The organism is Pseudomonas sp. Z3-6 (genome assembly GCF_051131985.1).
GTDB classification, from domain to species: domain Bacteria; phylum Pseudomonadota; class Gammaproteobacteria; order Pseudomonadales; family Pseudomonadaceae; genus Aquipseudomonas; species Aquipseudomonas zanjanensis.
The window spans coordinates 4486691-4513375 of record NZ_CP071644.1 but is presented as its reverse complement, the minus strand read 5'-3'; the positions used below and the strand labels follow the sequence as shown (position 1 = coordinate 4513375).

Here is a 26685-nt window from a genome sequence, read left to right as displayed (position 1 = left end):
GGAAACCCTGTGCTTACGATCTACAACACGCTCACCAAGAGCAAAGAAGTCTTCAAGCCGCTGGATGGCAACAAGGTCCGCATGTACGTCTGCGGCATGACCGTGTACGACTACTGCCACATCGGCCATGGTCGCAGCATGGTCGCCTTCGACCTGGTGACCCGCTGGTTGCGTTTCAGTGGCTACGACCTGACTTACGTGCGCAACATCACCGACATCGAAGACAAGATCATCAACCGTGCCCGTGAAAACGGCGAGCCTTACGATGCGCTGACCGAGCGCATGATCAAGGCCATGCACGAGGACGAGGCGCGCCTCAATATCCTCAAGCCGGACCTGGAGCCCCGTGCCACGGACCACATCCCGGGCATGCTGGCGATGATCCAGACCTTGATCGACAAAGGTTATGCCTACGCACCGGGCAATGGCGACGTGTACTACCGCGTCGCCAAGTTCATGGGCTACGGCAAGCTGTCGCGCAAGAAGATCGAAGACCTGCGCATCGGCGCACGCATCGAAGTCGACGAGTCGAAGCAAGACCCGCTGGACTTCGTGCTGTGGAAGGGCGCCAAGCCGGGCGAGCCGAGCTGGGAGTCGCCATGGGGCGCCGGGCGTCCGGGCTGGCATATCGAATGCTCGGTGATGTCCACCTGCTGCCTGGGCGAGACCTTCGACATTCATGGTGGCGGCAGCGACCTGGAATTCCCGCACCACGAAAACGAAATCGCCCAGAGTGAAGCGGCCACCGGCAAGACGTACGCCAACGCATGGATGCATTGCGGCATGATTCGCATCAATGGCGAGAAGATGTCCAAGTCCTTGAACAACTTCTTCACCATCCGCGACGTGCTCGACAAGTACCACCCTGAAGTCGTGCGTTACCTGCTGGTATCCAGCCACTATCGCAGCGCCATCAACTACTCGGAAGATAACCTCAAGGACGCCAAGGGTGCCCTGGAGCGTTTCTACCACGCGTTGAAGGGCCTGCCTGCCGTGGCGCCTGCTGGTGGCGAGGGGTTCGTGGCGCGTTTCACCGAAGTGATGAACGACGACTTCGGCACGCCGGAAGCCTGCGCGGTGCTGTTCGAGATGGTGCGTGAGATCAACCGCCTGCGTGAGAGCGATCTCAATGCCGCGGCCGGTCTCGCGGCCCGCCTGAAAGAACTGGCCAGCGTGCTGGGTGTGTTGCAGCTCGAAGCCGATGACTTCCTGCAGGCCGGCGCCGAAGGCCGGGTGGACGCCGCCGAGGTCGAAGCCTTGATCCAGGCGCGCCTGACCGCCCGGGCCAACAAGGACTGGGCCGAATCCGACCGCATCCGCGACCAGCTCACCGCCATGGGCGTGGTGCTGGAAGACGGGAAGGGCGGGACGACCTGGCGACTGGCGGACTAAGATCTTTAAAGCCTGCAATACCCTCCTGTGGGAGCGGGCTTGCTCGCGAATGCGGTGCCTCAGTTAATGATTTGTTGACTGACACACCGCATTCGCGAGCAAGCCCGCTCCCACATTTTTTTGCGCGGCTCACTGCCATCGCATACACCAAAAATCCCCTGTGGGAGCGAGCCTGCTCGCGAATGCGGTGTGTCAGGCAGCATTTTTGTCACTGATACCCCCCACAGTTTTTTGCATGCCAACCCTGGCAATCATTGCTTTATGAGCTAGTACTGTCAGGTCGATTCGACGTTCTCTCTGTCAGGAGTCTTCCATGTTGGCTCATTGGTCGCTTGCGGCAATCCATTTGCTGGCGTTCGCCCTCGGGTTCTGGGCGGTGCTGACGCGCGGCACGGCGCTACGACGCCTGGCGGGCGGCGTGGATGCGGTGCGGGGTGTCTTGGTCGCCGACAACGTGTGGGGCTTGTCGGCGCTGGTGCTGTTGGTGACCGGTGGGATGCGAGCGTTCGGCGGGTTCGAAAAAGGCACGGACTATTATCTGCACCAACCGCTGTTTCACCTGAAGATGACCTTGCTGCTGCTGATCCTGCTGCTGGAGATCGTGCCGATGATCGCCCTGATCAAATGGCGGATGGCGCTGGGCAAAGGGACGGCGATCGATCCTTCGAAAGCCGGCCGACTTGCGCGGATCAGCCACATCGAAGCCTTGTTGCTGATCTTGATGGTGGTCGCCGCCACAGGCATGGCGCGCGGCGTGGGCCTGGGCTGACCGGCCGCGAACGCCTGCTTCGTCATCATTAAAACGAAACGTCTGACAGCCATGCTAGAGGCCATGCCATTAGTATCGGTTCACGGGCGGGACGAAAGAAGGCGAGGAGGGCAGGGTACGGCGCGGTCGACCAGAATCTTTAGCCAGCCATTGCGACGATGCAAACGGGCTGGCTGCGGACTGCTTGCAAGGCTCAGGGAGTTTGCGGCTTGTCGGGCGCGGTGAGGCCGGCCTGAATGCGCTGATAAATCTCTTCGCGATGCACCGCAACGTTCTTCGGGGCGTTGATGCCGATCCGGACCTGTTGGCCGCTAACGCCCAGAATGGTGATCGTGATGTCGTCACCAATGTTTATGCTTTCACCGACTTTGCGGGTGAGTATCAGCATGGTGTTCTCCTTGATTGCTTTATAGGGCACCTGATTCAGACAGTGCAGTTGTCGGTACTGCTTATAGATTAGTGCTAAGTGTCACAATGTGGGTGCCTCTTTCTGACGTGCAGATGCTGCATTAATTCCCAGGGTGCGACTATACAGAGACGCCGGGCAGGATTCTCGTGTTTTGAGCATTGTTTGCGGCGATCTAGATGGGCACGGGTGCTAAAATCCGTGCCTCATGTCTTCCAGGGGAAACGTTGTGCGCAAATTGGCTTGGGTAATTGCGGTATTGGCACTGGCAGGATGCGGGGAAGGGCGTGACGTCGAGGCACCGAAGCCGAAACCCGCCGTGACCTCCGCACCGGCCGCCGCTGCCGCACCGCAGTGGGCCGTCGAGGTTCGCGGGCAGACACCGCAGGCTGTCAGCGACCTGACCGGTTGGCTCATCGAGCACAGCTTCATGTCGACCGTGGTGCGGGAAAACGGCAAGGAACGCGTCCTGGTCGGCCCTTTGAGCTCCGAGGCTGAAGCCAAAGCCAAGCAGGAACAGGTCACGGCCGCGTTGGTCCGGGCGAAGAAACGCAACATCGAGGCGTTGGTGGTGGATTACCCGGTCACTCAATAACCGGACAGAACAAAACCTGTGGGAGCGAGCCTGCTCGCGATAGCGGTGTATCAGTCGACAAACTGTTGTCTGTTACTCCGCTATCGCGAGCAAGCTCGCTCCCACAGTGGGTTTGTGGTGTTTACAAAGGGGAGGTCAACCGCAGGCCTTCATGTCCACCGGCCCCACGAAATCGTTCCCACGTCCCATGACGCACGCCACGCTCTGGTTGCGCTGGCGTTCCCAGCTTTCGACCGGGTAGGTCTTGTCCCAGGCTTCATACAGGCGCCGGTCCTGTTTCGACAGGCGCAGGCCATATTGCTTGCTCATGTAGAAATAGGTCCGGGCGATCATCCCTCGGATGGAAGGGCGGGGCATGACCTTCTTGGCCTTGAAGTCCACTTGGGTCAGGCATGAGCCGTATTGGCCCTTTTGCTCCGGCAGCCAGCCGAAACTGAAATTGCTGCGGTCGCCATTCACTTCCCCGATGCTCGGCACCAGGTTGTGCAGGTCGGCCTCGGCCCGTTGATAGACCGGATCATAGCGGGTGCAGTTCTTGCGACCGCCTGCTTGCCAGCATTGACGCTGATGGCCGATCTGCCACGCCGGAACGATATGCTCCCACTCGATACGAGCGGCACGGCTGGCATTCTTGCGCGGTACATAACCGCAGGCGGCCAGGTTCACGCGGTTGCCGGTGTATTTGCAGCCACAATAGAACTCCGTGGATTGCGGGGCATAGAGTTTCCAGGCGATTTTCTTGGCTTCGTTGAAGGTGCGTGGGGCACCGGCCTGTGCGGTCGTGGCGATAAACACAAGCAGTAAAGCTAAACAGCGAACACTCATCACGCTCAATCTTCCTTCGGCACAACCCAGAAAACCTGCACGCCACCGTCGTCGCGATAGGCGAGGGTCACGTTGTCGTTCTCGTCGATTTCTTCCAGGAGGCGCTCCCACTCATCCACAGGCTCGTCGGGAAGGCGGAAGAGCAGTGCGGCCTTGGCTTTTTGCGCGGTGGGGGCGTTGATGATTTTCGAGACCCGAAGGCCGAGTCGCGTATAGGAATCTAAGGGGGTGGTTGCAGCGGAGGGAGTGGCCACAGGATTATCCTTATTAAGCTGTACGGGCATACAGTATTTAACCGTAGGCATTTACGCAACTACTTAAAATTCAAGAAGATCGTCTGACAGCACTTTTTTCGTTTTGGTGTAGGAGAAAGGATTTTTTTCTCGGCTTGCATAAACAGGTGTCACCCGTTCAGGGTGGCGAAGCTATCGATTGATCTCAGCGGGCGCTAAAGAAAATGTTTCGGCGGGCGATGTCCTTCGTAGGAATCCCCCTTCATGGAGTTTTGATATGGCCTTTTTCATCGGCTTTCCCAATGCGGCAGCCGTGACCATCGGCGGCAAATCCGCAGCCACCCTGACGGCGCTGAGCGAGGCAGAAGCCCAGGCCGCCGATGAGGCCTTGGGTACGACGCGAGCCTCGGGCAAGGTCCGCACGGGCATGGGGGCCAGCGCCGAAGCAACCGACCAGGCGCAGGAGGGTGGTAGCACCGAGAGCATTGCCGTCCAGGTGCTGCTCAAGCGGATGCAAGAGCTGCAGCAACAGCTTCGTGAGCAGCAACAGCAACTGGCCGTCGCCCAGGCGCGCAACTATCCGACGCCGGAAGGTAAGACCTCGGCGGTCATGGCGATCCAGGGGCAAATCGCCGATACCAGTGGCGCGTTGCTGGAAGTCACCGGCCATTTGGTCACGGAACTGGCCAAGGGCGCCGGTTCGGGTACGGTGGTCAACACGACGGCCTGAGTCTCTGCGTTGAGCGGCGACGTTGCCGATGAAACCGCAACGTTGACAAATCCCCGAAGCCTTACCATAGTTCACTTCACGCAAACGTTTGCGCGGCGTTCCGTGCACTGATTTGCTCACAATAATCATAAGATCGGAGTGAACCCATGAAGTTGCCATTCGCTGGACGCCTTCTCGCTGTTGCCATGCTCGCGGCCGCCTCCGCTGCGCTGCCTCTCTCCTCGGCATTCGCCCAGACCGCAGAAAAACCCAAGGTCGCCCTGGTCATGAAATCCCTGGCCAACGAATTCTTCCTGACCATGGAAGACGGCGCCAAGGCTTATCAGAAGGAACACTCCGCCGATTTCGACCTGATCTCCAACGGGATCAAGGATGAAACCGACACCGCCAACCAGATCCGTATCGTCGAGCAGATGATCGTGTCCAAGGTCGATGCCCTGATCATCGCGCCCGCGGATTCCAAGGCGATGGTGCCGGTGATCAAGAAAGCCGTGGATGCCGGCATCACGGTCATCAACATCGATAACCAGCTCGATCCGGCCGTGGTCAAGAGCAAGAACATCACCGTGCCGTTTGTAGGCCCTGACAACCGCAAGGGCGCGCGTCTGGTGGGCGAATACCTGGCCAAGCAACTCAAGGCCGGTGACGAAGTCGGCATCATCGAAGGCGTCTCCACCACCACCAACGCCCAGGCCCGCACCGCGGGCTTCAAGGATGCGATGGAAGCGGCGCAGGTCAAGGTCGTGTCCCTGCAATCCGGCGATTGGGAAATCAACAAGGGCAACCAGGTGGCCGCGTCGATGCTCAGCGAATACCCGAACATCAAGGCACTGCTGGCCGGTAACGACAGCATGGCGGTCGGTGCCGTATCGGCCGTGCGCGCGGCGGGCAAGGCCGGCAAGGTGCAGGTGGTCGGCTACGACAACATCAACGCCATCAAGCCGATGCTCAAGGACGGACGTGTCCTGGCGACTGCCGACCAGTTCGCCGCCAAGCAGGCGGTGTTCGGCATCGAAACAGCGCTGAAGATGCTCAAGGGCGAAAAAGTCGACAGCGGCACCAACGGCGTTATCGAAACTCCGGTCGAGCTGGTGACCAAGCCGTAATCCTGGCGACACAACGGTGCTCGCCCATCCGGGCGAGCGCATTGGAGAGTTTGTTATGTCCGTTCGCGACCCGAACGCTGTCCTGTGCGTCAGCGGTATCGGTAAGACTTATGCCCAGCCGGTACTGACCGATATCACTTTGACGTTGATGCGCGGTGAAGTGCTGGCGCTGACCGGTGAGAATGGCGCCGGCAAAAGCACCTTGTCCAAGATCATCGGTGGGCTGGTGACGCCGACGACCGGGCAGATGCAATTTCAAGGGCAGGATTATCGCCCTGGCAGCCGGACCCAGGCTGAAGAGCTGGGCGTGCGCATGGTGATGCAGGAACTCAACCTGCTGCCGACCCTGTCCGTGGCTGAAAACCTGTTTCTCGACAACCTGCCCAGCCACGGTGGCTGGATCAGCCGCAAGCAGTTACGCAAGGCGGCGATCGAGGCCATGGCCCAGGTGGGCCTCGATGCCATCGATCCCGACACGCTGGTCGGCGAGCTGGGGATCGGTCACCAGCAGATGGTCGAGATCGCCCGCAACCTGATCGGCGATTGCCATGTGCTGATTCTCGATGAGCCGACCGCCATGCTCACGGCGCGCGAAGTCGAGATGCTTTTTGAGCAGATCACTCGCTTGCAGGCGCGCGGCGTGTCGATCATCTACATTTCCCATCGCCTCGAAGAACTGGCGCGAGTCGCCCAGCGCATTGCCGTGCTGCGCGATGGCAACCTGGTCTGTGTCGAGCCGATGGCCAACTACGACAGCGAGCAACTGGTGACCCTGATGGTCGGTCGGGAGCTGGGCGAGCATATCGACCTTGGTCCGCGCCAGATCGGCGCACCGGCGTTGACGGTTAAAGGCTTGACCCGTTCCGACAAGGTCCGTGACGTGTCCTTCGAAGTGCGCAGTGGCGAGATCTTTGGCATCTCCGGCCTGATCGGGGCCGGGCGCACCGAGTTGTTGCGGCTGATCTTCGGTGCCGACCCGGCCGACAGTGGCACGGTGGCGCTGGGTTCGCCGGCCCAGGTCGTGAGCATTCGCTCGCCGGCCGATGCGGTGGCCCATGGCATTGCGTTGATCACCGAAGACCGCAAGGGCGAAGGCCTGCTGCTGACCCAATCCATCGCAGCCAACATTGCCCTGGGCAACATGCCGGAGATTTCCAGCGCCGGCCTGGTCAATGGCGATGCCGAATTGGCCTTGGCCCAGCGGCAGGTCGATGCCATGCGCATCCGCAGTTCCAGCCCAACCCAATTGGTGTCCGAATTGTCGGGCGGCAACCAGCAGAAAGTCGTGATCGGTCGTTGGCTCGAACGCGACTGTGCGGTCATGCTGTTCGACGAGCCGACCCGTGGCATCGACGTCGGCGCCAAATTCGACATTTATGCACTGCTCGGCGAGCTGACTCGCCAGGGCAAGGCGCTGGTCGTGGTGTCCAGTGACCTGCGGGAATTGATGTTGATCTGTGACCGGATCGGCGTGCTGTCCGCCGGACGCTTGATCGACACCTTCGAGCGCGACAGCTGGACCCAGGATGACTTGCTTGCCGCCGCATTCGCCGGCTACCAGAAACGTGATGCGTTGCTCAACGAAGCAGCGCCTAGGGATTTTTCATGAAAACCGCATCTGCCGTCGGCAAATCGAGTGGCAACTTCTATGGCCTCGGGACTTACCTGGGCCTGGCTGGCGCGCTGCTGGCCATGGTCGCGCTGTTCTCGGTCCTGAGCAGCCATTTCCTGTCCTATGACACGTTCAGCACCTTGGCCAACCAGATTCCCGACCTCATGGTACTGGCGGTCGGCATGACCTTCATCCTGATCATCGGCGGCATCGACCTGTCGGTGGGCTCGGTGCTCGCACTGGCAGCCTCGACGGTCAGCGTGGCCGTGCTCGGCTGGGGCTGGAGCGTCTGGCCATCGGCCTTGCTCGGCATGGCCGTGGCGGCGCTGGCGGGCACGGTCACCGGTTCGATCACCGTGGCATGGCGGATTCCATCGTTCATCGTCTCCCTCGGCGTGCTGGAAATGGCCCGGGGCCTGGCGTACCAGATGACCGGTTCCCGGACCGCCTACATCGGCGACTCGTTCGCCTGGCTGTCCAATCCCATCGCCTTTGGCATCTCGCCTTCGTTCATCATCGCCTTGCTGGTGATCTTCATTGCCCAAGCGGTGCTGACCCGCACGGTGTTCGGTCGCTACCTGATCGGCATCGGCACCAATGAAGAAGCCGTGCGCCTGGCCGGCATCAATCCAAAGCCTTACAAGATCCTGGTGTTCAGCGTGATGGGTCTGCTGGCCGGTGTGGCGGCGCTGTTCCAGATTTCTCGCCTGGAGGCCGCGGATCCGAACGCCGGTTCGGGGCTCGAGCTGCAAGTGATCGCTGCAGTCGTCATTGGTGGCACCAGCCTGATGGGTGGGCGCGGCTCGGTCATCAGCACCTTCTTTGGCGTGCTGATCATCTCCGTGCTCGCGGCGGGCCTGGCGCAGATTGGCGCCACCGAGCCGACCAAGCGCATCATTACCGGCGCGGTGATCGTGGTGGCGGTCGTGCTCGATACCTACCGCAGCCAGCGCGCCAGTCGGCGGGCTTGAACCATGGCGACGATCAAGGATGTAGCGGCGCTCGCGGGTATTTCCTACACCACCGTGTCCCACGTGGTGAACAAGACGCGACCGGTCAGCGAGGAAGTGCGGCTCAAGGTCGAGGCGGCCATCGAGCGCCTGGACTACGTGCCCAGCGCCGTGGCCCGGTCGCTCAAGGCCAAGACCACGGCGACCATCGGCCTGCTGGTGCCCAACAGCCTCAACCCTTACTTTGCCGAACTGGCCCGGGGCATCGAGGATTACTGTGAGCGCAACGGCTATTGCGTGATCCTCTGCAACTCCGACGACAACCCGGACAAGCAACGCAGCTACCTGCGGGTATTGCTGGAAAAACGTATCGATGGGCTGATCTTCGCGTCCACCGGCGGTGATGTCGGCCTGGCCGAGGGGCTGGCCAACGTGCGCACGCCCATGGTGATCGTCGACCGCGGGCTCGAGGGTGTCGATGCGGACCTGGTGCGCATCGATCATGAATACGGCGCCTACCTGGCGACCCGGCATCTGTTGGAACTGGGGCACCGCGATATTGCCTTCATTGGCGGCCCGGCCAATACCAGCGTGGCGCAAATGCGCTTGGCCGGTTACTGCCGAGCGCTGAAAGAGGCGGGGATCGAGTTGCCCGTCGAGCGCATGCTCGAAAGCGACTTCACCAGTACCGGCGGCTACCGCGCCGCTGCGCAACTGCTTGAGCGGCAGCCGCCCAGCGCGATCTTTGCGGCCAACGACATGATCGGCATCGGTGTGCTGCGTGCCGCCGCCGAACGCAACGTGCGCGTGCCCAGCGAACTGTCGGTCATCGGTTTCGACGACATCCAGATGAGCCGTTATGTTTACCCGGCGTTGACCACGGTGGGGCAGTCGATCCTGCAGCTTGGCGAGATGGCGGCCGAAGTGCTGCTGCTGCGTATCGCGACGCCGAGCCTTGCCACCGATCAGCGGATCGTGACGCCGAGTATTGTCCTGCGAGAGTCGACTGCACCGCTGTCCGGTACATTCGCCCAATACCGCTGAACCGAATTGATGAGTAGTGATGTATGCCAGCAAAAGTAGTGGTAATAGGCAGCCTGAACATGGACCTGGTGACCCGGGCGCCGCGTCTGCCCCGTGGTGGTGAAACGCTGATTGGTCAATCGTTCGCCACCATCCCGGGCGGCAAGGGCGCCAACCAGGCGGTCGCTGCCGCGCGCCTGGGGGCGCAGGTATCGATGGTGGGTTGCGTGGGCAGCGATGCCTACGGCGAGCAATTGCGCGGCGCGCTGCTGGTCGAGGGCATCGACTGCCAGGCGGTGCGCGTGGTGGAGGATTCAAGTGGCGTGGCGCTGATTGTCGTCGATGACAACAGCCAGAATGCGATCGTCATCGTCGCCGGCGCCAACGGAGCACTTACCGCCGAGGTCCTGGACAGTGTCGATGCAGTGCTGCAAAGCGCCGATGTCATCGTCTGCCAGCTCGAAGTGCCGGACGCCACCGTCGGCCATGCCCTCAAGCGCGGCCGTGAGTTGGGCAAAATCGTCATTCTCAACCCCGCACCGGCTTCCCATGCGTTGCCGGCCGACTGGTATGCCTGTGTCGATTATCTGATTCCCAATGAAAGCGAAGCCGCGGTGCTGAGCGGGCTGGCGGTGGAATCGTTGGAAACCGCCGAAGCCGCCGCAGCGCATCTGATCGCCGCCGGTGCCGGCAAGGTGATCGTGACCCTGGGGGCCCAGGGCTTGATGTTCGCCAACGGTGCCAGCTTCGAACATTTCCCGGCCCCGCGGGTCAAGGCAGTGGACACCACGGCGGCCGGAGACACCTTTGTCGGCGGCTTCGCGGCAGCCCTGGCCGGCGGCAAGAACGAAGTCGAAGCGATTCGTTTCGGTCAGGCCGCCGCCGCGCTGTCGGTCACCCGATCCGGCGCGCAACCTTCAATTCCCACATTGCTGGACGTACAGGCTTTCAAATCATGAAAAAGACGCCGTTGTTGAATGTGGCACTGTCTCGACTGATCGCCTCCCTCGGCCACGGAGACAAGGTGGTCATCGGCGATGCCGGTCTGCCTGTGCCGCCCCAGGTCGAATTGATAGACCTGGCCCTGACCCATGGCATTCCTGACTTTGTCAGCACCTTGAAGGTGGTGCTCAGCGAAATGCAGGTGGAAAGCCATGTGTTGGCCGAGGAAATCCTCGACAAGCAACCGTCGGCCCTGACGACCCTGCAAGCGCTGAATGCAGAGGGTGCGCTGGGTGAGCGGACGCTGGTCAGTCATGAGCAATTCAAGGTCATCAGCCGACAGGCGCGGGCGATCATTCGCACCGGCGAGTGCTCTCCGTACTGCAATATCGTGCTGGTCGCTGGAGTGACGTTCTAATCCTGTTCAACCCTGCACAAGGAGTGCGCCATGCACCGCTATGCTCAGAAAATGCATCAACTGATCCGGAGTCTGCTGCTTTTGTCACTGATCACCGCAACGAGCGCCCAGGCGGCGGAAAAAATTGACTTGATCATCGACACCGATCCAGGCGCTGACGACGTGGTGGCGTTGCTGTTCGCCCTGGCATCGCCCGAGGAACTGCATATCCGTGCGCTGACCACCGTCGCCGGCAATGTGCGCCTGGACAAGACCTCGCGCAACGCTCGCCTGGCCCGTGAATGGGCGGGGCGCGAAGACGTGCCGGTCTATGCCGGTGCGCCGAAACCGTTGATGCGCACGCCCATCTACGCGGAAAACATCCATGGCAAGGAAGGCCTGTCGGGTGTCACGGTACATGAGCCGAAGAAGGGGTTGGCCGAGGGCAATGCCGTCAACTACCTGATCGACACGCTAAAGGCTGCCAAGCCCCACAGCATCACCATTGCGATGCTGGGTCCGCAGACCAACCTGGCGCTGGCCTTGGTCCAGGAGCCCGATATCGTCCAGGGCATCAAGGAAGTGGTGATCATGGGCGGCGCGCACTTCAACGGCGGCAATATCACGCCGGTGGCCGAATTCAATCTGTTCGCCGACCCGCAGGCGGCCGAGGTGGTGGCCAAGAGCGGCGTGAAGCTGACCTACCTGCCGTTGGACGTGACCCACAAGATCCTCACCAGCGAAGCGCGCCTGAAGCAGATCGCGGCGTTGAACAATAACGCCAGCAAGCTGGTGGGCGATATTCTCAACGAATACGTCAAGGGCGACATGGAGCACTACGGCATGACGGGCGGGCCGGTGCATGACGCGACGGTGATTGCCTACCTGCTCAAGCCGCAATTGTTCACCGGCCGTTCGGTCAATGTCGTCGTGGACAGCCGCGAGGGGCCAACGTTCGGGCAGACCATCGTTGACTGGTACGACGGCTTGAAGGCACCGAAGAACGCGTTCTGGGTGGAAAACGGTGATGCCCAGGGCTTCTTCGATCTGCTGACCGAGCGCCTGGCGCGCCTGAAGTAACTTGCCTGACATGTGCCCGCAGGCCGGAGCTGCGGGTGCATGAGCCTCAATCCACGGCGTCGACGATGCTCGGGTAGCGTTCGAAGGCTTGCTGGATGAAATCGCGTGCGACCTCCGTTCCCAGCTCCTTCACCAACAATTCTATACCGATGAGCGCCAGTTCCTCCGGGCTGCCCGGGCTATAGGAGCTGTGGCCCTGCGACCATTTGGCATTGATGGTGGCTTCGATGCTGACGGTGCTCATGGTCGGGCTCGCTAGTTGGAGGTCTGTAGGCTGAGTTAACCATTTTTGTCGAGGATTTGGCACTGCGACTTAGGCATTGGGGGAGGGCTGTGCGACACTTGGTCTTTTATTTTTAAGGAGCCCCACCGTGCAGATCGATTTGAACGCTCCTGATGGCCTGACCGTCGAGGCGGTTCGTCAGTTGCTGGCCTCGGCCAGTGATGACGAGCATACCCAGCTGCGCGTGACCAAAGGCGGCATCGCCTATTTGTCCTCGGGTGTGGTCGGCGGCACCGACATAGACGGTTTACGGTTTCGCCTCGAGACCTGGGCGAAGGGTTCGGGCTACGTCGGACGTGTCGCTGCCAGTGACGAGGTTTGGGTCATGCAGATCTACAACGCGCTGAAGGACAACTGGCCCAATCCGCCCTTCGATTACATCGACGTTTATTGAGTCGCGTTCATATCCAGTCACGATTCAAGCCTGAACAGCGGGAACGGGCTCAGGCAAACTGCCAGCTTTCCCAGTCTGATGGCTGCGGTGTTGCAACCAAGCGCCGTTTAGGTTGTCGCACGCTCACTGTTTATTCATCGAAAAAAGGAGGCTTCATGCCTTGGAAGCTCGCGTCATTGAGTACTTTGCTGGCCGCCATGATCTTGAGCGGTTGCAGCAACACCTCTGAATCGACCCCTGAACCTGTGGCGGCCGAGACCGGTAACACCCGCTGCGAAGCAAAGGCCGCCGAGTTCGCCATAGGAAAAAAGGCTTCGCCAGAGCTGCTGGAGCAGGCCCGTACCCGTGCCGGCGCGCAGAATGCGCGGATCCTCAAGCCCAACGACATGGTGACGCTTGAATATCGCTCCGATCGCCTGAACCTCAATACCGATGCCAGCCTGGTGATCAATCGAGTGAACTGCGGCTGATCGACGCTTTTCAATCGCCCATAAAAAACCCCGTCACATGGACGGGGTTTTTTTAGTGCGCCGAGAAATTACTCTGGGCGAACCTGTGCAGCTTGCATACCCTTTTGGCCTTTCTCAGCCACGAAGGAAACGGTCTGGCCTTCTTTCAGGCTTTTGAAACCGTCGCTTTCGATAGCTTTGAAGTGTACGAACAGGTCGTCACCGCCACCTTGAGGAGTGATGAAGCCGAAGCCTTTTTCATCGTTGAACCATTTAACGGTGCCGGTTTGGCGATTAGACATGGTGTATCTCCAAGAAACATATATTTTCAGTGTACTGTGCTGCTCAGGCCAACTGGGCACACCCGGGTATCATAGTCGAAATGTTCGATTTGGGAGCCCCCCGCAGGCGTTGTTTGCCAATCAGTCGTGTTTACTTTATCGCCTTTACCCGCTGAAAGGCCCGGTTTTAAAGGCTTTCAGCCGAAAGTAAAGACGATAAAAAAAGCTGAAAAACCTGCATAAATCAAAGAAAAAAGCCTTTATTCGAGCCTTTTTATCCCTGTCGGGCGCCTCGTAAGGCCCCGATTATTCATTTTTTCGCGGGCGGGTTGGCCTTGCATTTGGCGATCTGCCCCAATGCCTTTTGCTGCAGCTCCGGGGTGGCCTTGTTGTCCATCAAGGCCTGGATGTCCGAGGCAGGGTAGGACTTGATCGCATCGGCGCCACAGGCACAATGGGACTTGGCCGCGGCCGCGCCGATCTGGGGTGTTGCCGCCTCCGTGCATTGGGCCATGTATTTTTCGCGCTCGCCCTTTGGCCAGTCGGCATGGGCGGTCAGTGGAAGCAGCAGGGCGAGGGGGGCGACTACTGCGAACAATGTATTCAGACGCATGCGAAGATGCTCCTTTCGGGTCGATGTCTTGTTATCTGAGGCGTTGCGCTCGCTTCAGTTCAGCACTCTGGCATAAAAACCCTGGATTTACGTCTGCTTCAATTCCCACGCGGCGATGACCGTTCATCTGTGCTAGCATGCCGGGCTCGGCTATTTCCAGGCTGCGGATGATCGTTCGTCCCGGTGGCAAAGAACCCGAATAACCCCTGATTTGAATCCCAGTCACTCTGGTTCGGTTTCCCGGTTGGCCGCAAGGCTCCTGCCGCTGTAAGGCAGGCGTTCGTCATTGAATGGCCTGGACTGGATCTTGTACTGGCTCATCCCAACCCACGTGACCTTTGGTAGGGGTCACCACTAGGAGAGGAGGCGCCATGCCAACTATTACTCTTCCCGACGGCAGTCAACGTTCGTTCGATCACCCGGTTTCCGTAGCCGAGGTCGCCGCATCCATCGGTGCTGGCCTGGCCAAGGCCACCCTGGCCGGCAAGGTCAACGGCAAGCTGGTCGACGCCAGTGACGTCATCGACAGCGACGCCACGCTGCAAATCATCACGCCCAAGGATGAAGAGGGGCTGGAGATCATTCGCCACTCTTGCGCACACCTGGTCGGCCATGCGGTCAAGCAGCTGTACCCGAGCGCGAAGATGGTCATCGGGCCGGTCATCGATGAAGGCTTCTATTACGACATCGCCTTCGAACGTCCTTTCACCCCGGACGACATGGCCGCCATCGAACAGCGCATGCAACAGCTGATCGAGAAAGACTACGACGTCATCAAGAAAGTCACCCCGCGCGCCGAAGTCATCGAAGTCTTCAAGGCCCGTGGCGAGGACTACAAGCTGCGTCTGGTGGAAGACATGCCGGACGAGCAGGCCATGGGCCTGTATTACCACGAAGAATATGTCGACATGTGCCGTGGCCCGCACGTGCCGAACACGCGCTTCCTGAAATCCTTCAAGCTGACCAAGCTGTCCGGCGCCTACTGGCGTGGCGACGCGAAGAACGAGCAGTTGCAGCGCGTCTACGGCACCGCCTGGGCGGACAAGAAGCAGCTGGCGGCCTACATCCAGCGCATCGAAGAAGCCGAGAAGCGCGATCACCGCAAGATCGGCAAGCGCCTGGGCCTGTTCCATACCCAGGAAGAATCCCCGGGCATGGTGTTCTGGCACCCGAACGGCTGGACCCTGTACCAGGTGCTTGAGCAGTACATGCGCCAGGTCCAGCGTGAGAACGGCTACCTGGAGATCAAGACGCCGCAAGTGGTCGACCGCAGCCTGTGGGAGAAATCCGGGCACTGGGCCAACTACGCCGACAACATGTTCACCACCCAGTCGGAAAATCGCGACTACGCCATCAAGCCGATGAACTGCCCGTGCCACGTGCAGGTGTTCAACCAGGGCTTGAAGAGCTACCGCGAACTGCCAATGCGCCTGGCCGAGTTCGGTGCCTGCCACCGCAACGAGCCGTCGGGTGCGCTGCACGGCATCATGCGCGTGCGTGCGTTCACCCAGGACGATGCGCACATCTTCTGCACCGAAGAGCAGATGCAGGCTGAATCCGCCGCGTTCATCAAGCTGACCATGGACGTCTATCGCGACTTTGGGTTCACCGAGGTCGAGATGAAGCTGTCCACTCGTCCGGAAAAACGCGTCGGCTCCGACGAGCTGTGGGATCGCGCCGAAGCGGCCCTGGCCGCCGCCCTTGATAGCGCGGGGCTTGCGTACGACCTGCAGCCGGGTGAGGGCGCCTTCTACGGTCCGAAGATCGAATTTTCGCTGAAAGATTGCCTCGGTCGCGTGTGGCAGTGTGGTACCTTGCAGCTCGATTTCAACCTGCCGATCCGTCTGGGCGCTGAATATGTGTCCGAAGACAACAGCCGCAAGCACCCGGTCATGCTTCACCGCGCGATCCTCGGTTCGTTCGAGCGTTTCGTCGGGATTCTGATCGAACACTACGAGGGCGCGTTCCCTGCGTGGCTGGCGCCGACCCAGGCAGTGATCATGAATATCACTGATAAACAGGCAGATTTTGCCGCTGAAGTCGAAAAAACTCTCAATCAAAGCGGATTTCGTGCCAAGTCCGACTTGAGAAATGAAAAGATCGGCTTTAAAATCCGCGAGCATACTTTGCTCAAGGTTCCCTTTCTCTTGGTTATTGGAGATCGGGAGGTCGAGATGCAGACTGTCGCTGTGCGTACTCGTGAAGGTGCTGACCTGGGCTCGATGCCCGTCGCCGAATTCGCTGAGTTCCTCGCGCAAGCGGTTTCCCGGCGTGGTCGCCCAGATTTGGAGTAATTATTATTAAGCGTGAAATGAGACAAGATAAACGAGCTGCACCGAAAGCCCCGATCAACGAGAATATCTCGGCACGCGAGGTTCGGTTAATTGGCGCTGACGGCGAGCAGATTGGCATCGTCTCGATTGATGAAGCGCTTCGTATTGCTGAAGAAGCCAAGCTTGATCTGGTAGAAATCTCCGCGGACGCAGTCCCACCGGTTTGCCGGGTGATGGACTACGGCAAGTCGATCTTCGAAAAGAAGAAGCAGATTGCCGCGGCGAAGAAAAACCAGAAGCAGATTCAGGTAAAAGAAATCAAGTTTCGTCCAGGGACGGAGGAAGGGGATTACCAGGTAAAACTGCGCAACCTGGTACGTTTCCTGAGTGATGGGGACAGGGCCAAGGTATCCTTGCGATTCCGCGGCCGTGAGATGGCCCACCAGGAGCTGGGGATGGAACTCCTCAAGCGGGTTGAACAAGACCTGCTCGAGTACGGTTCGGTCGAACAGCATCCTAAGATGGAAGGACGCCAGCTGATCATGGTCATCGCCCCGAAAAAGAAGAAGTAATCACCAGGGCACGGCAGGCCTTGCGATTATGTTTATCAACTGAATGCGGAGTATCCGAACATGCCAAAGATGAAGACCAAAAGTGGTGCTGCTAAGCGGTTTCTGAAAACTGCTAACGGTATCAAGCACAAGCACGCTTTCAAGAGCCACATCCTGACCAAAATGTCGACCAAGCGTAAGCGTCAACTGCGCGGTAGCAGCTTGCTGCATCCGTCTGACGTGGCAAAAGTCGAGCGCATGCTGCGCCTTCGTTAATTTTTGGATCAAGAATAGAGGAAGTAACTCATGGCTCGTGTAAAGCGTGGCGTCATTGCCCGTAAACGTCACAAAAAAATTCTGAAACTTGCTAAAGGCTACTACGGCGCGCGTTCCCGCGTATTCCGTGTTGCCAAGCAAGCGGTAATCAAGGCAGGCCAATACGCCTACCGTGACCGTCGTCAGAAAAAACGTCAGTTCCGCGCTCTGTGGATCGCTCGTATCAACGCTGGTGCTCGTGTTAACGGTCTGTCCTACAGCCGTTTCATCGCTGGCCTGAAAAAAGCGTCCATCGAGATCGACCGTAAGGTTCTGGCTGATCTGGCAGTGAACGAAAAAGCGGCGTTTGCTGCGATTGTCGAGAAAGCTAAAGCCACCTTGGCTTAAGTACCCCCGGCAGTCACCGGGGTCCACCTCTGTGGGCCCGGGTGTCAAACGTCATAAATAGGGGAAGAGCCTTAAAGCTCTTCCCCTATTTTGTATCTGGAGTCTGTACATGGAAAACCTGGACGCGCTGGTCGCTCAAGCACTAGAGGCTGTGCAAAGCGCTGAAGATATCAATGCCCTGGAGCAAATCCGGGTTCACTACCTTGGCAAGAAGGGCGAGTTGACTCAGGTGATGAAGACCCTGGGGAACCTGCCAGCCGAAGAGCGTCCGCAGGTCGGTGCGCTGATCAACGTTGCCAAGGAGCGTGTCACAGAGGTCCTCAATGCGCGCAAGGCGTTGTTCGAGGAGGCGGACCTGGCTGCCAAGCTCGCCGCCGAGTCCATCGACGTGACCCTGCCTGGCCGTGGCCAGACTTCTGGTGGCCTGCACCCGGTCACCCGGACCCTGGAACGCATCGAGCAGTTCTTCACCCACATCGGCTACGGCATTGCCGAAGGCCCCGAGGTCGAAGACGACTATCACAACTTCGAGGCGCTCAACATCCCAGGCCATCACCCGGCCCGGTCGATGCACGACACCTTCTATTTCAACGCGAACATGCTGTTGCGCACCCATACCTCGCCGGTACAGGTCCGCACCATGGAATCGCAGCGGCCGCCGATCCGCATCGTCTGCCCAGGCCGTGTGTATCGCAGCGACTCCGATATCACCCACTCGCCGATGTTCCATCAGGTCGAAGGCTTGCTGGTTGATCGCGACATCAATTTCGCCGACCTCAAAGGCACCATCGAAGAATTCCTGCGGGTGTTCTTCGAGAAAGAGCTGGCCGTGCGTTTCCGCCCTTCGTACTTCCCGTTCACCGAGCCCTCGGCGGAAGTCGACATGGAATGCGTGATGTGCAGCGGCAAAGGCTGCCGCGTCTGTAAGCAGACGGGCTGGCTGGAAGTCATGGGCTGCGGCATGGTTCACCCGAACGTGCTGCGCATGTCCGGAATCGATCCGGAAGAATTCTCGGGCTTTGCCTTCGGCATGGGCGTGGAACGCCTGGCCATGCTGCGTTACGGCGTGAACGACTTGCGTCTGTTCTTCGACAACGACTTGCGGTTCCTCGCGCAATTTCGCTAGTCGTAACGAACCTTTAGGAGAGCAGGATGAAATTCAGTGAACAATGGCTGCGCGGCTGGGTAAGCCCGCAGGTAAGCCAGGACGAGCTGGTTGCTCGCCTGTCGATGGCCGGCCTCGAGGTCGATAGCGTGACGCCGGCCGCCGGTGCATTCAGCGGTGTGGTGGTGGGCGAGGTACTGGGCACCGAGCAGCACCCTGACGCTGACAAGCTGCGGGTTTGCCAGGTCAGCAATGGCGCGGAAACCTTCCAGGTCGTCTGCGGCGCGCCCAACGTGCGCCCGGGCCTGAAGATCCCATTCGCCATGATCGGTGCCGAACTGCCGGGCGACTTCAAGATCAAGAAAGCCAAGCTGCGCGGCGTCGAGTCCAACGGTATGTTGTGCTCCCAGGCCGAACTGCAGATTGGCGAAGGCAACGATGGCCTGATGGAGCTTCCGGCGGATGCGCCGGTGGGCCAGGACATTCGTGAATACCTGGGCCTGGACGACGCGAGCATCGAGGTCGACCTGACGCCGAACCGTGGCGACTGCCTGTCCCTGGCGGGTCTGGCCCGTGAAGTCGGCGCGTTGTATGCCGCTCCTGTGACGCGTCCGTCGGTTGCGACCGTGCCGGCCGTGCATGACGAAGTGCGTTCGATTGAAGTCCTGGCGCCGGCGGCATGTCCGCGGTACCTGGGCCGCGTCATCCGTAACGTCGACCTGTCCAAGCCAACGCCGCTGTGGATGGTCGAGCGCCTGCGTCGCGCCGACGTGCGCAGCATCGACGCCGCCGTCGACATCACCAACTATGTCATGCTGGAGCTGGGTCAGCCGCTGCATGCGTTCGATCTCGCCGAAATCAACGGTGGCATCCGCGTACGCATGGCCGAAGAAGGCGAGAAGCTGGTGCTGCTCGACGGCCAGGAAGTGACCCTGCGCAGCGACACCCTGGTGATTGCCGACCACGCCCGCGCCCTGGCGATTGCCGGCGTGATGGGTGGCGAGCACAGTGGCGTATCCGCCACCACCCGCGATGTATTCCTGGAAAGCGCGTTCTTCGACCAGATCGCCGTCGCTGGCAAGGCTCGTTCCTATGGCCTGCACACCGACGCCTCGCACCGCTACGAGCGAGGCGTGGACTGGCAGCTGGCCCGTGAAGCCATGGAGCGCGCCACCGGCCTGCTGCTGGATATCACCGGTGGCGAAGCCGGTCCGGTCATCGAGACTGTCAGCGAACAGCACCTGCCCAAGATTGCACCGATCACCCTGCGTGCCCAGCGCATCACCCAGATGCTGGGCATGGAAATGGATTCGGCCGAAGTCGAACGCCTGCTCAGCGCCCTGGGCCTGAACATCAGCGCCGATGGGGCAGGGCAGTGGCGCGTCGAAGTGCCAAGCCATCGCTTCGATATCAGCCTGGAAGTCGACCTGATCGAAGAATTGGCCCGCCTGTACGGCTACAACCGCCTGCCGGTTCGCTACCCGCAAGCCCGCCTGGCGCCACAAGCCAAGGCTGAAGCCCGCAGCGACCTGCCGGAACTGCGCCGCCTGCTGGTGGCCCGTGGGTATCAGGAAGCGATCACCTACAGCTTCATCGATCCACGCCAGTTCGAGCTGTTCAGCCCGGGCGTCGAGCCGCTGTTGCTGGCCAACCCGATCTCCAACGACATGGCCGCCATGCGTTCGTCCCTGTGGCCGGGCCTGGTCAAGTCGCTCCAGCACAACCTGAACCGCCAGCAGGATCGCGTGCGCCTGTTCGAAAGCGGCCTGCGTTTTGTCGGTCAGTTGGAAGGCTTGAAGCAAGAGCCGATGTTGGCCGGTGTCGTCTGTGGCAGTCGCTTGCCGGAAGGCTGGGCGCAAGGTCGCGATGTTGTCGACTTCTTCGACGTCAAGGCTGACGTGGAAGCGGTGCTGGGCTTCGCCGGCGCGCTCGACGCATTCACTTTCGTACCGGGCAAGCACCCGGCGCTGCATCCGGGGCAGACTGCGCGGATCGAGCGAGACGGGCGTGAAGTCGGCTATGTCGGTGCCATTCACCCGGAACTGTCGAAAACCTTGGGCCTTGATCGTCCTGTCTTCGTTTTCGAGCTGGTCCTGGCCGAAGTGGCACAGGGGAAAATGCCGAAATTCCAGGAGTTATCGCGCTTTCCTGAAGTACGCCGTGACCTTGCGCTGCTGGCCGACCGTAAGGTCGCTTCCAGTGCTGTACTGGAGGTAATTCGTGAAAATGCAGGCGAATGGCTAACGGACCTCAGGCTATTTGACGTGTATCAGGGTAAAGGTATTGATCCGCATAGAAAAAGCCTTGCAGTCGGCTTGACCTGGCAGCATCCATCGCGCACTCTTAATGACGATGAGGTGAATACCGCAACGCAAAATATCCTCACCTCGCTCGAAACCAGGTTGAACGCCACGTTAAGGAAGTGACGTATGGGGGCTCTGACGAAAGCTGAGATGGCGGAACGTCTGTATGAGGAGCTGGGCCTGAATAAACGGGAGGCCAAAGAACTGGTCGAACTGTTTTTCGAAGAAATCAGGCACGCTCTGGAAGACAACGAACAGGTCAAGTTGTCCGGTTTCGGCAATTTCGACCTTCGGGACAAACGCCAGCGGCCTGGCCGCAATCCGAAAACGGGAGAAGAAATCCCGATCACGGCTCGCCGTGTGGTCACCTTTCGTCCAGGGCAGAAGTTGAAGGCCCGAGTTGAGGCTTATGCTGGAACCAAGTCATAACGACGAACTACCCGTCATCCCGGGCAAACGCTACTTCACCATTGGTGAAGTCAGCGAGCTGTGTGCGGTAAAACCACACGTGCTGCGCTATTGGGAGCAGGAGTTTCCTCAACTCAACCCGGTCAAGCGCCGCGGAAACCGCCGGTATTATCAGCGACAAGACGTGCTGATGATCCGGCAGATCCGCGCGCTGCTGTATGACCAGGGGTTCACCATCGGCGGCGCACGCCTGCGCCTCTCCGGTGATGAGGCCAAGGACGATACAACCCAGTACAAACAGATGATCCGCCAGATGATCGCCGAGCTTGAAGATGTGCTGGTGGTGCTCAAGAAATAATTTCTGCTTTTAAATACTTCCAGTTTTCAAAAGCTTGCGTTATATTCCTGAGCGTTCCGCTGAGAAGCGAAACAAGATTCACGCCTAGTCGGGGCGTAGCGCAGTCCGGTAGCGCACTAGCATGGGGTGCTAGGGGTCGAGTGTTCGAATCACTCCGTCCCGACCATATTTACTGAGTAAAATCAGACAGTTAAGCCGATCAGATAGATCGGCTTTTTTGTGCGTGCGCAAAACTTGTGGCCATGTTCCTTCGCATCCGGTGCTGAAGATCCGACTAAGCCTGCCTGCGCAGCCGGGCAAAAGCATAATAAGGACACTACGTGCTACGGAAAGCGGTTCTACTGGTGCTGATCTCCAGCCTAAGCGGCTGCATGGCCACCGCGATGCGGATGGACTACGACAAGCACCGGTGCCCCTACATCGGCCTGCGCTTTGACTGGTGGCTGGTGGGCACGTCCAAAGGAAAGCTGATTCCTTTCCTGCTGATCGACGCACCGTTCTCCTTGGTGGTCGATACCGTATTCTTTCCCTTCGAATATCAGTACAGCTGCAATCTCTAAGCGACAGAGGCTCTTACGTGCAGGAGCGTTTGTGGCTACTGTTGACGTTTGTTTGTGCCCAGGCCAGTCCGCGAGCCAGGGTTCAGGCAAAGCGCTTTTCCAAAGTAGAGGGATCCTGCATGAAAGCCGTCGTTTACGAAGCCTTTTCCCAACCCCCACGTGTGATGACCGTCGAAGATCCAACCCCCGAGCGTCACGGTGTGGTTGTCCAGGTCCTCGGCACGGGCGTATGCCGAAGCGACTGGCATGGCTGGAAAGGTCACGATCCTGATATTCAGCTGCCCCATGTGCCCGGCCACGAATTGGCAGGGATCGTGGCGGAGGTGGGCAAGGACGTCACCCGATGGAAGGTGGGCGATCGCATTACCGTGCCTTTTGTCGGTGGCTGTGGCGCGTGCCCGGAATGCAATAGCGGCAACCAGCAGGTGTGCCACAGTCAGTTTCAGCCGGGGTTCACCCATTGGGGCTCTTTCGCCGAGTATGTTGGGATTCACCAGGCGGATTTGAACCTGGTTGCGCTGCCGGACAACATGGACTTCGCCACGGCGGCGAGCCTGGGTTGTCGGTTCGTCACGTCGTTCCGTGCGGTGGTCGATCAAGGCAAGGTCACGGCGGGCCAGTGGGTGGCGGTTCATGGTTGTGGTGGTGTGGGGCTGTCAGCGGTGATGATCGCCCACGCTGTCGGGGCGAACGTTATCGCGATTGATATCTCCGACGATAAGCTCAAGCTTGCCCAGTCGCTTGGTGCCGTTGCGACGGTCAATGCAAGCCGTGTGGCGGATGTGACCGAGGCGGTGCTTGAGATGACGAAGGGCGGCGCTCATGTTTCGTTGGATGCGCTCGGTCATCCAACGACCTGCTTCAACTCCATCAACAATCTGAGACGGCGTGGCCGGCATGTCCAGGTCGGTTTGATGCTGGCCGATCACAGCACGCCGGCGATCCCGATGAGCAAAGTCATTGCCTATGAGCTGGAGATCTGCGGCAGCCATGGCATGCAGGCACACCGTTACGGCGCAATGATGGACATGATCACCTCCGGCAAGCTGGCACCTGAAAAACTGGTGGGCAAGACCATCAGCCTCGAACAATCCATTGATGCGCTTATGAACATGGACCGGTTCGACACGGCAGGGGTGACGGTGGTGACGCAGTTCTAGACGCTTGCCACCGGCTGGCCGAGGGATTCCTGATACTGTGCTTCGTCGACCTCGGTCAGGGTTGCATAACCGTCGTAGTAGTACATTCGGTTCCTGTCTCGGGCATAGCGCTCACTCAGGAATTCCAGGGTGGCCAGGTCGATACGCTTGGCGCTGACGGGCCGTCGGTGACAGAACAACTTGCGCGTGCCCAGTTGCAGGAAATCAGGATGGGGCACGCGGACTTCATCGGGGTCGAACGGTACATCCAGCGGCTTGCCTTCCGAGAGGATCAGGGTAGGGCTGACGGCATAGGTGCCGAGAATGCGGGTATCCGAGGGATGTAGGCGTTTTTTCGCTTCGCCGTAGTAATACACCGCATTTTGATCCTGGGCCCAGCCATGATCGCAGGACTCGAAGGTAGCCACATGGGCCTTACGAATCGGTTCGGGAGAATGGTAGAAAATCCGGTGGCAGAACACGATTTTTCCGTCGGTCAGGTAGGGCCCACCGAGCGCGCGGAAGTGCTCCGCGGGTTCTTGGGAAAACCGTTCAGGCACTTGCGTTTCGGCGTTATGAAACGGGATCAGATACAAGCCCTGGGCATCGCCGCACAGGTGCGTGTCGAGCAATTTGAAACTCGCTGCGTCCAACCCGCTGATCGCGCGGCCATGGAAATACACCTGGTCGCCTAGTTCGAATCCGAGACCGATGGCCTGTAGCGGCTGCGTTTGCGCGTGTGTTTGCGCGGCCTCGGTTGTTGCCCGCAAACGGTGCCACCAGTAACCCTCCAACTGCGGATGGGCCTCGAAATAAGGTGCCCAGGCCTCTTGCATGGCCGCATCGATGATCCCGTCTGAGCCCAGCGGGCCGTGCTTGTCGCCTGCCAGCACGGGAGAGTAATCCTGGTCATTGCGACAGAGCTGGGTCACGACGAAGCTTTGCGCGTCGACATCGAGGCGTTTCTGGCGCCTGTAGACGTGCAGGTGATCACGGTAATAGTCGAACCCCAAATGGCGAAAGCTTGGGCCATGGGCGTCACGCATGCGGGTCCCGGCGGCATAGACGAAACTGTCGTCCACGGCAAAATAATCATCCTCGTATTCGCTGGCGCTGGCCACGCGCCCGCATTCATCGAACGTCGGCTGCCAGCACTTGAGCAGGTGGAAATCGCCAACGTAGCGGATGCTCTTGCCGGTCAGGTAATAGGCGCGTTGCTTGTCCTTGGCGTAGCGTTCATTCAGCACGGTGAAGGTTGCCAGGTCGGCATTGTCGATGCGGTAGAAGTATTCGTAGGAAATGCTTGAACCTTGCTGCGCTTGCACGATGATCGACTGTCCGTCGGTGCCCCAGCGTTGGGCGAGCATCTGGAAGTCGTCCGGGTTTGCCACCGGCAGCGGCGTGCCGTCCTTTTGGTGCAGGGGCTTGAAGCCCTTGTAGACCTGATCGTCGATCACTCGATAGGACGGGTGATTGCAATACCGCACCCGCGCCGTGGCGCTGGCGAGACGTTGCCCCTGCAAAAAGATATTCATCCCGTCGCTGAACAGGGCGGACGCTGAAGTCACTGAGGCGGGCGACTCTGGCAACAGGGCCAGGCTGTCGGGTCGGGCCTCGGGAATCTGGCTGATCGCGTACTCGCCGAACCAATAGGCGCCGGCTGCGTCACGCCAGTACTGGTGGCCGAGGCTTTCCAGGCCGTTGTCGAACCGAAACGGCAAGACTTGGAGCGCGTGGTAGCCGTGGCGCGCCCGGTAGGCTGGAAGCAGGTAGTAATCGCGCCGGACGTCGCGCAAGACCCAAGGGCTGCGTCGATGCCGCCAAACCGGCTGACCGGCCAGCAAGGGCGAGGGCGGATAGTGCCCGGCGTTGGCAGCTTGTGCCAACTCGCCGGGGCGTGCGCCTTCAGGGCTGAGCATGATGTACACATCAGGCACTTGCCCGTCGCCCAGCAGCACGCCGTCCATGAACGCGAAGCCTTGATGCCATTCAAGGTTAAGCGGCTCCCAGTCAGCAATAGCCGTGTCTATGTCTGTCATGTCGATGCGACCTGAACGTCTGATGGTTGGCCCCCCGCGAGCTCGCCCCTGGCGAGGCAGGCCCAAGGGTGTATACTTTGGCAAATTTTGTCAAAAAACAGGCAAAGTCATGAGTACCATGAACATCTCGCTGCCAGACGCTCTTAAATCTTTTATAGATGATCAGGTTAGTCAGAGAGGCTACAGCACCAGTAGCGAATATGTGCGGGAACTGATTCGCAAGGATCAGGATCGGCAGCACCTTCGTGGCCTGGTACTGGCCGGGGCTGAGTCGGATCCCACTGCTCCTGTGAATGGCGACTACTTCGAATCTCTACGGGCTAAGGTGCGCAAAGGGTGAGGATGAAGGCGAAACCCGTCATTCCGCGAGCTCTTGCCAGCCAGGATGTAGAGGACGCCATCAACTATTACCTAGGTGAGCAGGCCGAGCAGGCGGCACTCAATTTCATCGACGCCCTGGAAAATGCCTATACGCATATCAGCCGCCATCCGGCATCGGGTATGTCCAGGTACGCCCATGAGCTGGATATTTCCGGATTACTCTGCTGGCCGCTGAAGCGTTATCCCTATTTGGTGTTCTACGTAGAGCGCAATGAGCACATTGACGTATGGCGAGTTTTACACGCCATGCGGGATATCCCTGAATGGATGTCGTCATGAAGCAAGCGAAACGTTTGGCCGCAATGACGTAGCCCAATCTGCAAAGATTGGGCTTTTTCACGTCTGAAAAAAATGAACACCAAACCAAAGACCGCCGCCGCCACGCTCAAAAAATGAACTTGAACAGCGCAATCACCACGATCAGGCCAATCAGGAAAATGATGCCTACGGTGCCGCCAAGGAATTTCAACATAAGAACGCTCTCATCGGATGGGCTTAATCGTCTAGACCGCCACCGATCATGCGCGTTTCGTCGAATATTCAGCCGTGATGATCAATGGACCGCAAAAGACCTCGGCACTGGCACATGCTCGAATTTCGAGATGGTCTTGATCCAGTAGCGACGATAGTCCGTCTGGTCCGGTGCCAACGGTGTGTGGCTGGACCACGGATGTTTCTTCTTCAGGCTGGCGCGGTACGCTTCCCATTCTTTCTGTTCGGCCACTTCCCGGGCTTTGCTCCGGTCGTCGAACCAGCCCAGCACGTAAGCTTCGCCCTGATCCGTGCCGTGCGCTATCAGCAAATAAATTTCTGTCATGACTGACC

General features: G+C 59.5%; 33 protein-coding genes and 1 tRNA gene. 26 read left to right on the top strand and 8 right to left on the bottom strand.

The annotated features are described in order from the left end of the window. Positions 1-9: 9 nt before the first annotated feature. Entirely contained in the window at positions 10-1392 is a 1383-nt protein-coding gene (gene cysS / locus J3P88_RS19460) for a cysteine--tRNA ligase (RefSeq protein WP_186730387.1), read from the top strand. Between the two features lie 313 nt (positions 1393-1705). After that, the gene (locus J3P88_RS19455) at positions 1706-2161 is read left to right on the top strand and encodes a DUF2214 family protein (RefSeq protein WP_186706624.1); all 456 of its coding nucleotides are present in this window, start codon (positions 1706-1708) and stop codon (positions 2159-2161) included. A 193-nt stretch (positions 2162-2354) separates the two neighbouring features. On the opposite strand, the gene csrA is transcribed toward J3P88_RS19455, so the two are convergent. Beyond that, on the bottom strand, positions 2355-2549 hold the full coding sequence (gene csrA, locus J3P88_RS19450) for a carbon storage regulator CsrA (RefSeq protein WP_003179932.1): 195 nt from the start codon (positions 2547-2549) through the stop codon (positions 2355-2357). 247 nt (positions 2550-2796) lie between these two features. Between csrA and J3P88_RS19445 the strand changes: the two genes are divergently transcribed. Further along, positions 2797-3162, top strand: a complete 366-nt coding sequence (locus tag J3P88_RS19445) for an SPOR domain-containing protein (RefSeq protein ID WP_186706625.1) — start codon at positions 2797-2799, stop codon at positions 3160-3162. Positions 3163-3297: 135 nt separating this feature from the next. Here the strand turns inward: J3P88_RS19445 and J3P88_RS19440 are convergent, their stop codons facing one another. Both J3P88_RS19440 and J3P88_RS19435 read right to left on the bottom strand, forming a co-directional pair. After that, positions 3298-3987, bottom strand: coding sequence for an endonuclease (locus J3P88_RS19440; RefSeq protein ID WP_434571054.1), 690 nt, complete (start codon positions 3985-3987; stop codon positions 3298-3300). Between the two features lie 5 nt (positions 3988-3992). Beyond that, positions 3993-4292 (bottom strand): DUF1654 domain-containing protein, encoded by a 300-nt coding sequence (locus J3P88_RS19435; RefSeq protein ID WP_186706627.1) that lies wholly within the window; start codon positions 4290-4292, stop codon positions 3993-3995. 205 nt (positions 4293-4497) lie between these two features. On the opposite strand from J3P88_RS19435, the gene J3P88_RS19430 reads away from it, so the two are divergent. The 8 genes from J3P88_RS19430 to J3P88_RS19395 all read left to right on the top strand — a co-directional run bounded on the left by J3P88_RS19430 (position 4498) and on the right by J3P88_RS19395 (position 12060). Further along, positions 4498-4950, top strand: coding sequence for a hypothetical protein (locus J3P88_RS19430; protein WP_434571052.1), 453 nt, complete (start codon positions 4498-4500; stop codon positions 4948-4950). A gap of 146 nt (positions 4951-5096) precedes the next feature. Further along, positions 5097-6056 (top strand): sugar ABC transporter substrate-binding protein, encoded by a 960-nt coding sequence (locus J3P88_RS19425; RefSeq protein ID WP_186706629.1) that lies wholly within the window; start codon positions 5097-5099, stop codon positions 6054-6056. Positions 6057-6111: 55 nt separating this feature from the next. Beyond that, entirely contained in the window at positions 6112-7665 is a 1554-nt protein-coding gene (locus tag J3P88_RS19420; protein ID WP_186706630.1) for a sugar ABC transporter ATP-binding protein, read from the top strand. Next, positions 7662-8639 (top strand): ABC transporter permease, encoded by a 978-nt coding sequence (locus J3P88_RS19415; protein WP_434571050.1) that lies wholly within the window; start codon positions 7662-7664, stop codon positions 8637-8639. The genes J3P88_RS19420 and J3P88_RS19415 overlap by 4 nt, the downstream gene beginning before the upstream one ends. A 3-nt stretch (positions 8640-8642) precedes the next feature. Continuing rightward, positions 8643-9662 carry a LacI family DNA-binding transcriptional regulator gene (locus tag J3P88_RS19410; protein WP_186706632.1) on the top strand — a complete coding sequence of 340 codons (1020 nt, stop codon included), beginning with the start codon at positions 8643-8645 and terminating at the stop codon, positions 9660-9662. A 23-nt stretch (positions 9663-9685) separates the two neighbouring features. Then, entirely contained in the window at positions 9686-10600 is a 915-nt protein-coding gene (rbsK, locus tag J3P88_RS19405) for a ribokinase (RefSeq protein WP_434571048.1), read from the top strand. Beyond that, complete coding sequence (gene rbsD, locus J3P88_RS19400) at positions 10597-11001, top strand: D-ribose pyranase (protein ID WP_186730390.1); 405 nt, start codon at positions 10597-10599, stop codon at positions 10999-11001. Before rbsK ends, rbsD begins: the two co-directional genes overlap by 4 nt. Positions 11002-11031: 30 nt before the next feature. Continuing rightward, positions 11032-12060, top strand: coding sequence for a nucleoside hydrolase (locus J3P88_RS19395; protein WP_003203636.1), 1029 nt, complete (start codon positions 11032-11034; stop codon positions 12058-12060). 46 nt (positions 12061-12106) lie between these two features. Here the strand turns inward: J3P88_RS19395 and J3P88_RS19390 are convergent, their stop codons facing one another. Then, complete coding sequence (locus J3P88_RS19390) at positions 12107-12304, bottom strand: hypothetical protein (protein WP_186706635.1); 198 nt, start codon at positions 12302-12304, stop codon at positions 12107-12109. A gap of 127 nt (positions 12305-12431) precedes the next feature. Here J3P88_RS19390 and J3P88_RS19385 point away from each other — a divergent pair, with 127 nt between their 5' ends. After that, positions 12432-12737: a hypothetical protein gene (locus J3P88_RS19385; protein WP_186706636.1), complete on the top strand. Its 306-nt coding sequence runs from the start codon at positions 12432-12434 to the stop codon at positions 12735-12737. A 155-nt stretch (positions 12738-12892) separates the two neighbouring features. After that, positions 12893-13207 carry an I78 family peptidase inhibitor gene (locus tag J3P88_RS19380; RefSeq protein WP_434571044.1) on the top strand — a complete coding sequence of 105 codons (315 nt, stop codon included), beginning with the start codon at positions 12893-12895 and terminating at the stop codon, positions 13205-13207. A 68-nt stretch (positions 13208-13275) separates the two neighbouring features. On the opposite strand, the gene J3P88_RS19375 is transcribed toward J3P88_RS19380, so the two are convergent. Both J3P88_RS19375 and J3P88_RS19370 read right to left on the bottom strand, forming a co-directional pair. Beyond that, positions 13276-13488: a cold-shock protein gene (locus tag J3P88_RS19375; RefSeq protein ID WP_003179963.1), complete on the bottom strand. Its 213-nt coding sequence runs from the start codon at positions 13486-13488 to the stop codon at positions 13276-13278. Between the two features lie 289 nt (positions 13489-13777). Then, positions 13778-14080: a hypothetical protein gene (locus tag J3P88_RS19370; RefSeq protein WP_186706638.1), complete on the bottom strand. Its 303-nt coding sequence runs from the start codon at positions 14078-14080 to the stop codon at positions 13778-13780. Between the two features lie 371 nt (positions 14081-14451). On the opposite strand from J3P88_RS19370, the gene thrS reads away from it, so the two are divergent. From thrS to J3P88_RS19315, 11 genes are all read left to right on the top strand, one after another. Then, a complete protein-coding gene (gene thrS, locus J3P88_RS19365; protein ID WP_014337550.1) occupies positions 14452-16374 on the top strand; it encodes a threonine--tRNA ligase in 1923 nt (640 codons plus the stop codon). After that, positions 16374-16925 carry a translation initiation factor IF-3 gene (gene infC / locus J3P88_RS19360; RefSeq protein ID WP_169432615.1) on the top strand — a complete coding sequence of 184 codons (552 nt, stop codon included), beginning with the start codon at positions 16374-16376 and terminating at the stop codon, positions 16923-16925. Before thrS ends, infC begins: the two co-directional genes overlap by 1 nt. Before the next feature lie 60 nt (positions 16926-16985). Next, a complete protein-coding gene (gene rpmI, locus J3P88_RS19355) occupies positions 16986-17180 on the top strand; it encodes a 50S ribosomal protein L35 (protein ID WP_002553160.1) in 195 nt (64 codons plus the stop codon). A 30-nt stretch (positions 17181-17210) separates the two neighbouring features. Next, complete coding sequence (rplT, locus tag J3P88_RS19350; RefSeq protein WP_002553161.1) at positions 17211-17567, top strand: 50S ribosomal protein L20; 357 nt, start codon at positions 17211-17213, stop codon at positions 17565-17567. A gap of 109 nt (positions 17568-17676) precedes the next feature. Next, on the top strand, positions 17677-18693 hold the full coding sequence (gene pheS / locus J3P88_RS19345) for a phenylalanine--tRNA ligase subunit alpha (RefSeq protein ID WP_186706639.1): 1017 nt from the start codon (positions 17677-17679) through the stop codon (positions 18691-18693). A 26-nt stretch (positions 18694-18719) separates the two neighbouring features. Continuing rightward, positions 18720-21098: a phenylalanine--tRNA ligase subunit beta gene (gene pheT, locus J3P88_RS19340; protein ID WP_434571040.1), complete on the top strand. Its 2379-nt coding sequence runs from the start codon at positions 18720-18722 to the stop codon at positions 21096-21098. 3 nt (positions 21099-21101) lie between these two features. Next, a complete protein-coding gene (ihfA, locus tag J3P88_RS19335) occupies positions 21102-21404 on the top strand; it encodes an integration host factor subunit alpha (protein WP_002553164.1) in 303 nt (100 codons plus the stop codon). Next, complete coding sequence (locus J3P88_RS19330) at positions 21385-21741, top strand: MerR family transcriptional regulator (protein ID WP_003179985.1); 357 nt, start codon at positions 21385-21387, stop codon at positions 21739-21741. The genes ihfA and J3P88_RS19330 overlap by 20 nt, the downstream gene beginning before the upstream one ends. An 89-nt stretch (positions 21742-21830) precedes the next feature. Next, a tRNA-Pro gene (locus J3P88_RS19325) sits at positions 21831-21907 on the top strand. Between the two features lie 154 nt (positions 21908-22061). After that, a complete protein-coding gene (locus tag J3P88_RS19320; protein ID WP_434571038.1) occupies positions 22062-22301 on the top strand; it encodes a YceK/YidQ family lipoprotein in 240 nt (79 codons plus the stop codon). Positions 22302-22420: 119 nt separating this feature from the next. Beyond that, positions 22421-23461: a zinc-dependent alcohol dehydrogenase family protein gene (locus tag J3P88_RS19315; RefSeq protein WP_411385046.1), complete on the top strand. Its 1041-nt coding sequence runs from the start codon at positions 22421-22423 to the stop codon at positions 23459-23461. On the opposite strand, the gene J3P88_RS19310 is transcribed toward J3P88_RS19315, so the two are convergent. Then, positions 23458-25479 carry a DKNYY domain-containing protein gene (locus J3P88_RS19310; protein WP_434571036.1) on the bottom strand — a complete coding sequence of 674 codons (2022 nt, stop codon included), beginning with the start codon at positions 25477-25479 and terminating at the stop codon, positions 23458-23460. The two genes, J3P88_RS19315 and J3P88_RS19310, sit on opposite strands and share 4 nt — an antisense overlap. A 109-nt stretch (positions 25480-25588) precedes the next feature. Between J3P88_RS19310 and J3P88_RS19305 the strand changes: the two genes are divergently transcribed. Both J3P88_RS19305 and J3P88_RS19300 read left to right on the top strand, forming a co-directional pair. After that, positions 25589-25819 carry a type II toxin-antitoxin system ParD family antitoxin gene (locus J3P88_RS19305; RefSeq protein WP_250962202.1) on the top strand — a complete coding sequence of 77 codons (231 nt, stop codon included), beginning with the start codon at positions 25589-25591 and terminating at the stop codon, positions 25817-25819. 2 nt (positions 25820-25821) lie between these two features. After that, positions 25822-26139 (top strand): type II toxin-antitoxin system RelE/ParE family toxin, encoded by a 318-nt coding sequence (locus J3P88_RS19300; RefSeq protein WP_250962201.1) that lies wholly within the window; start codon positions 25822-25824, stop codon positions 26137-26139. 274 nt (positions 26140-26413) lie between these two features. On the opposite strand, the gene J3P88_RS19295 is transcribed toward J3P88_RS19300, so the two are convergent. Beyond that, positions 26414-26677, bottom strand: a complete 264-nt coding sequence (locus J3P88_RS19295) for a hypothetical protein (RefSeq protein ID WP_434571033.1) — start codon at positions 26675-26677, stop codon at positions 26414-26416. Positions 26678-26685: the final 8 nt, after the last annotated feature.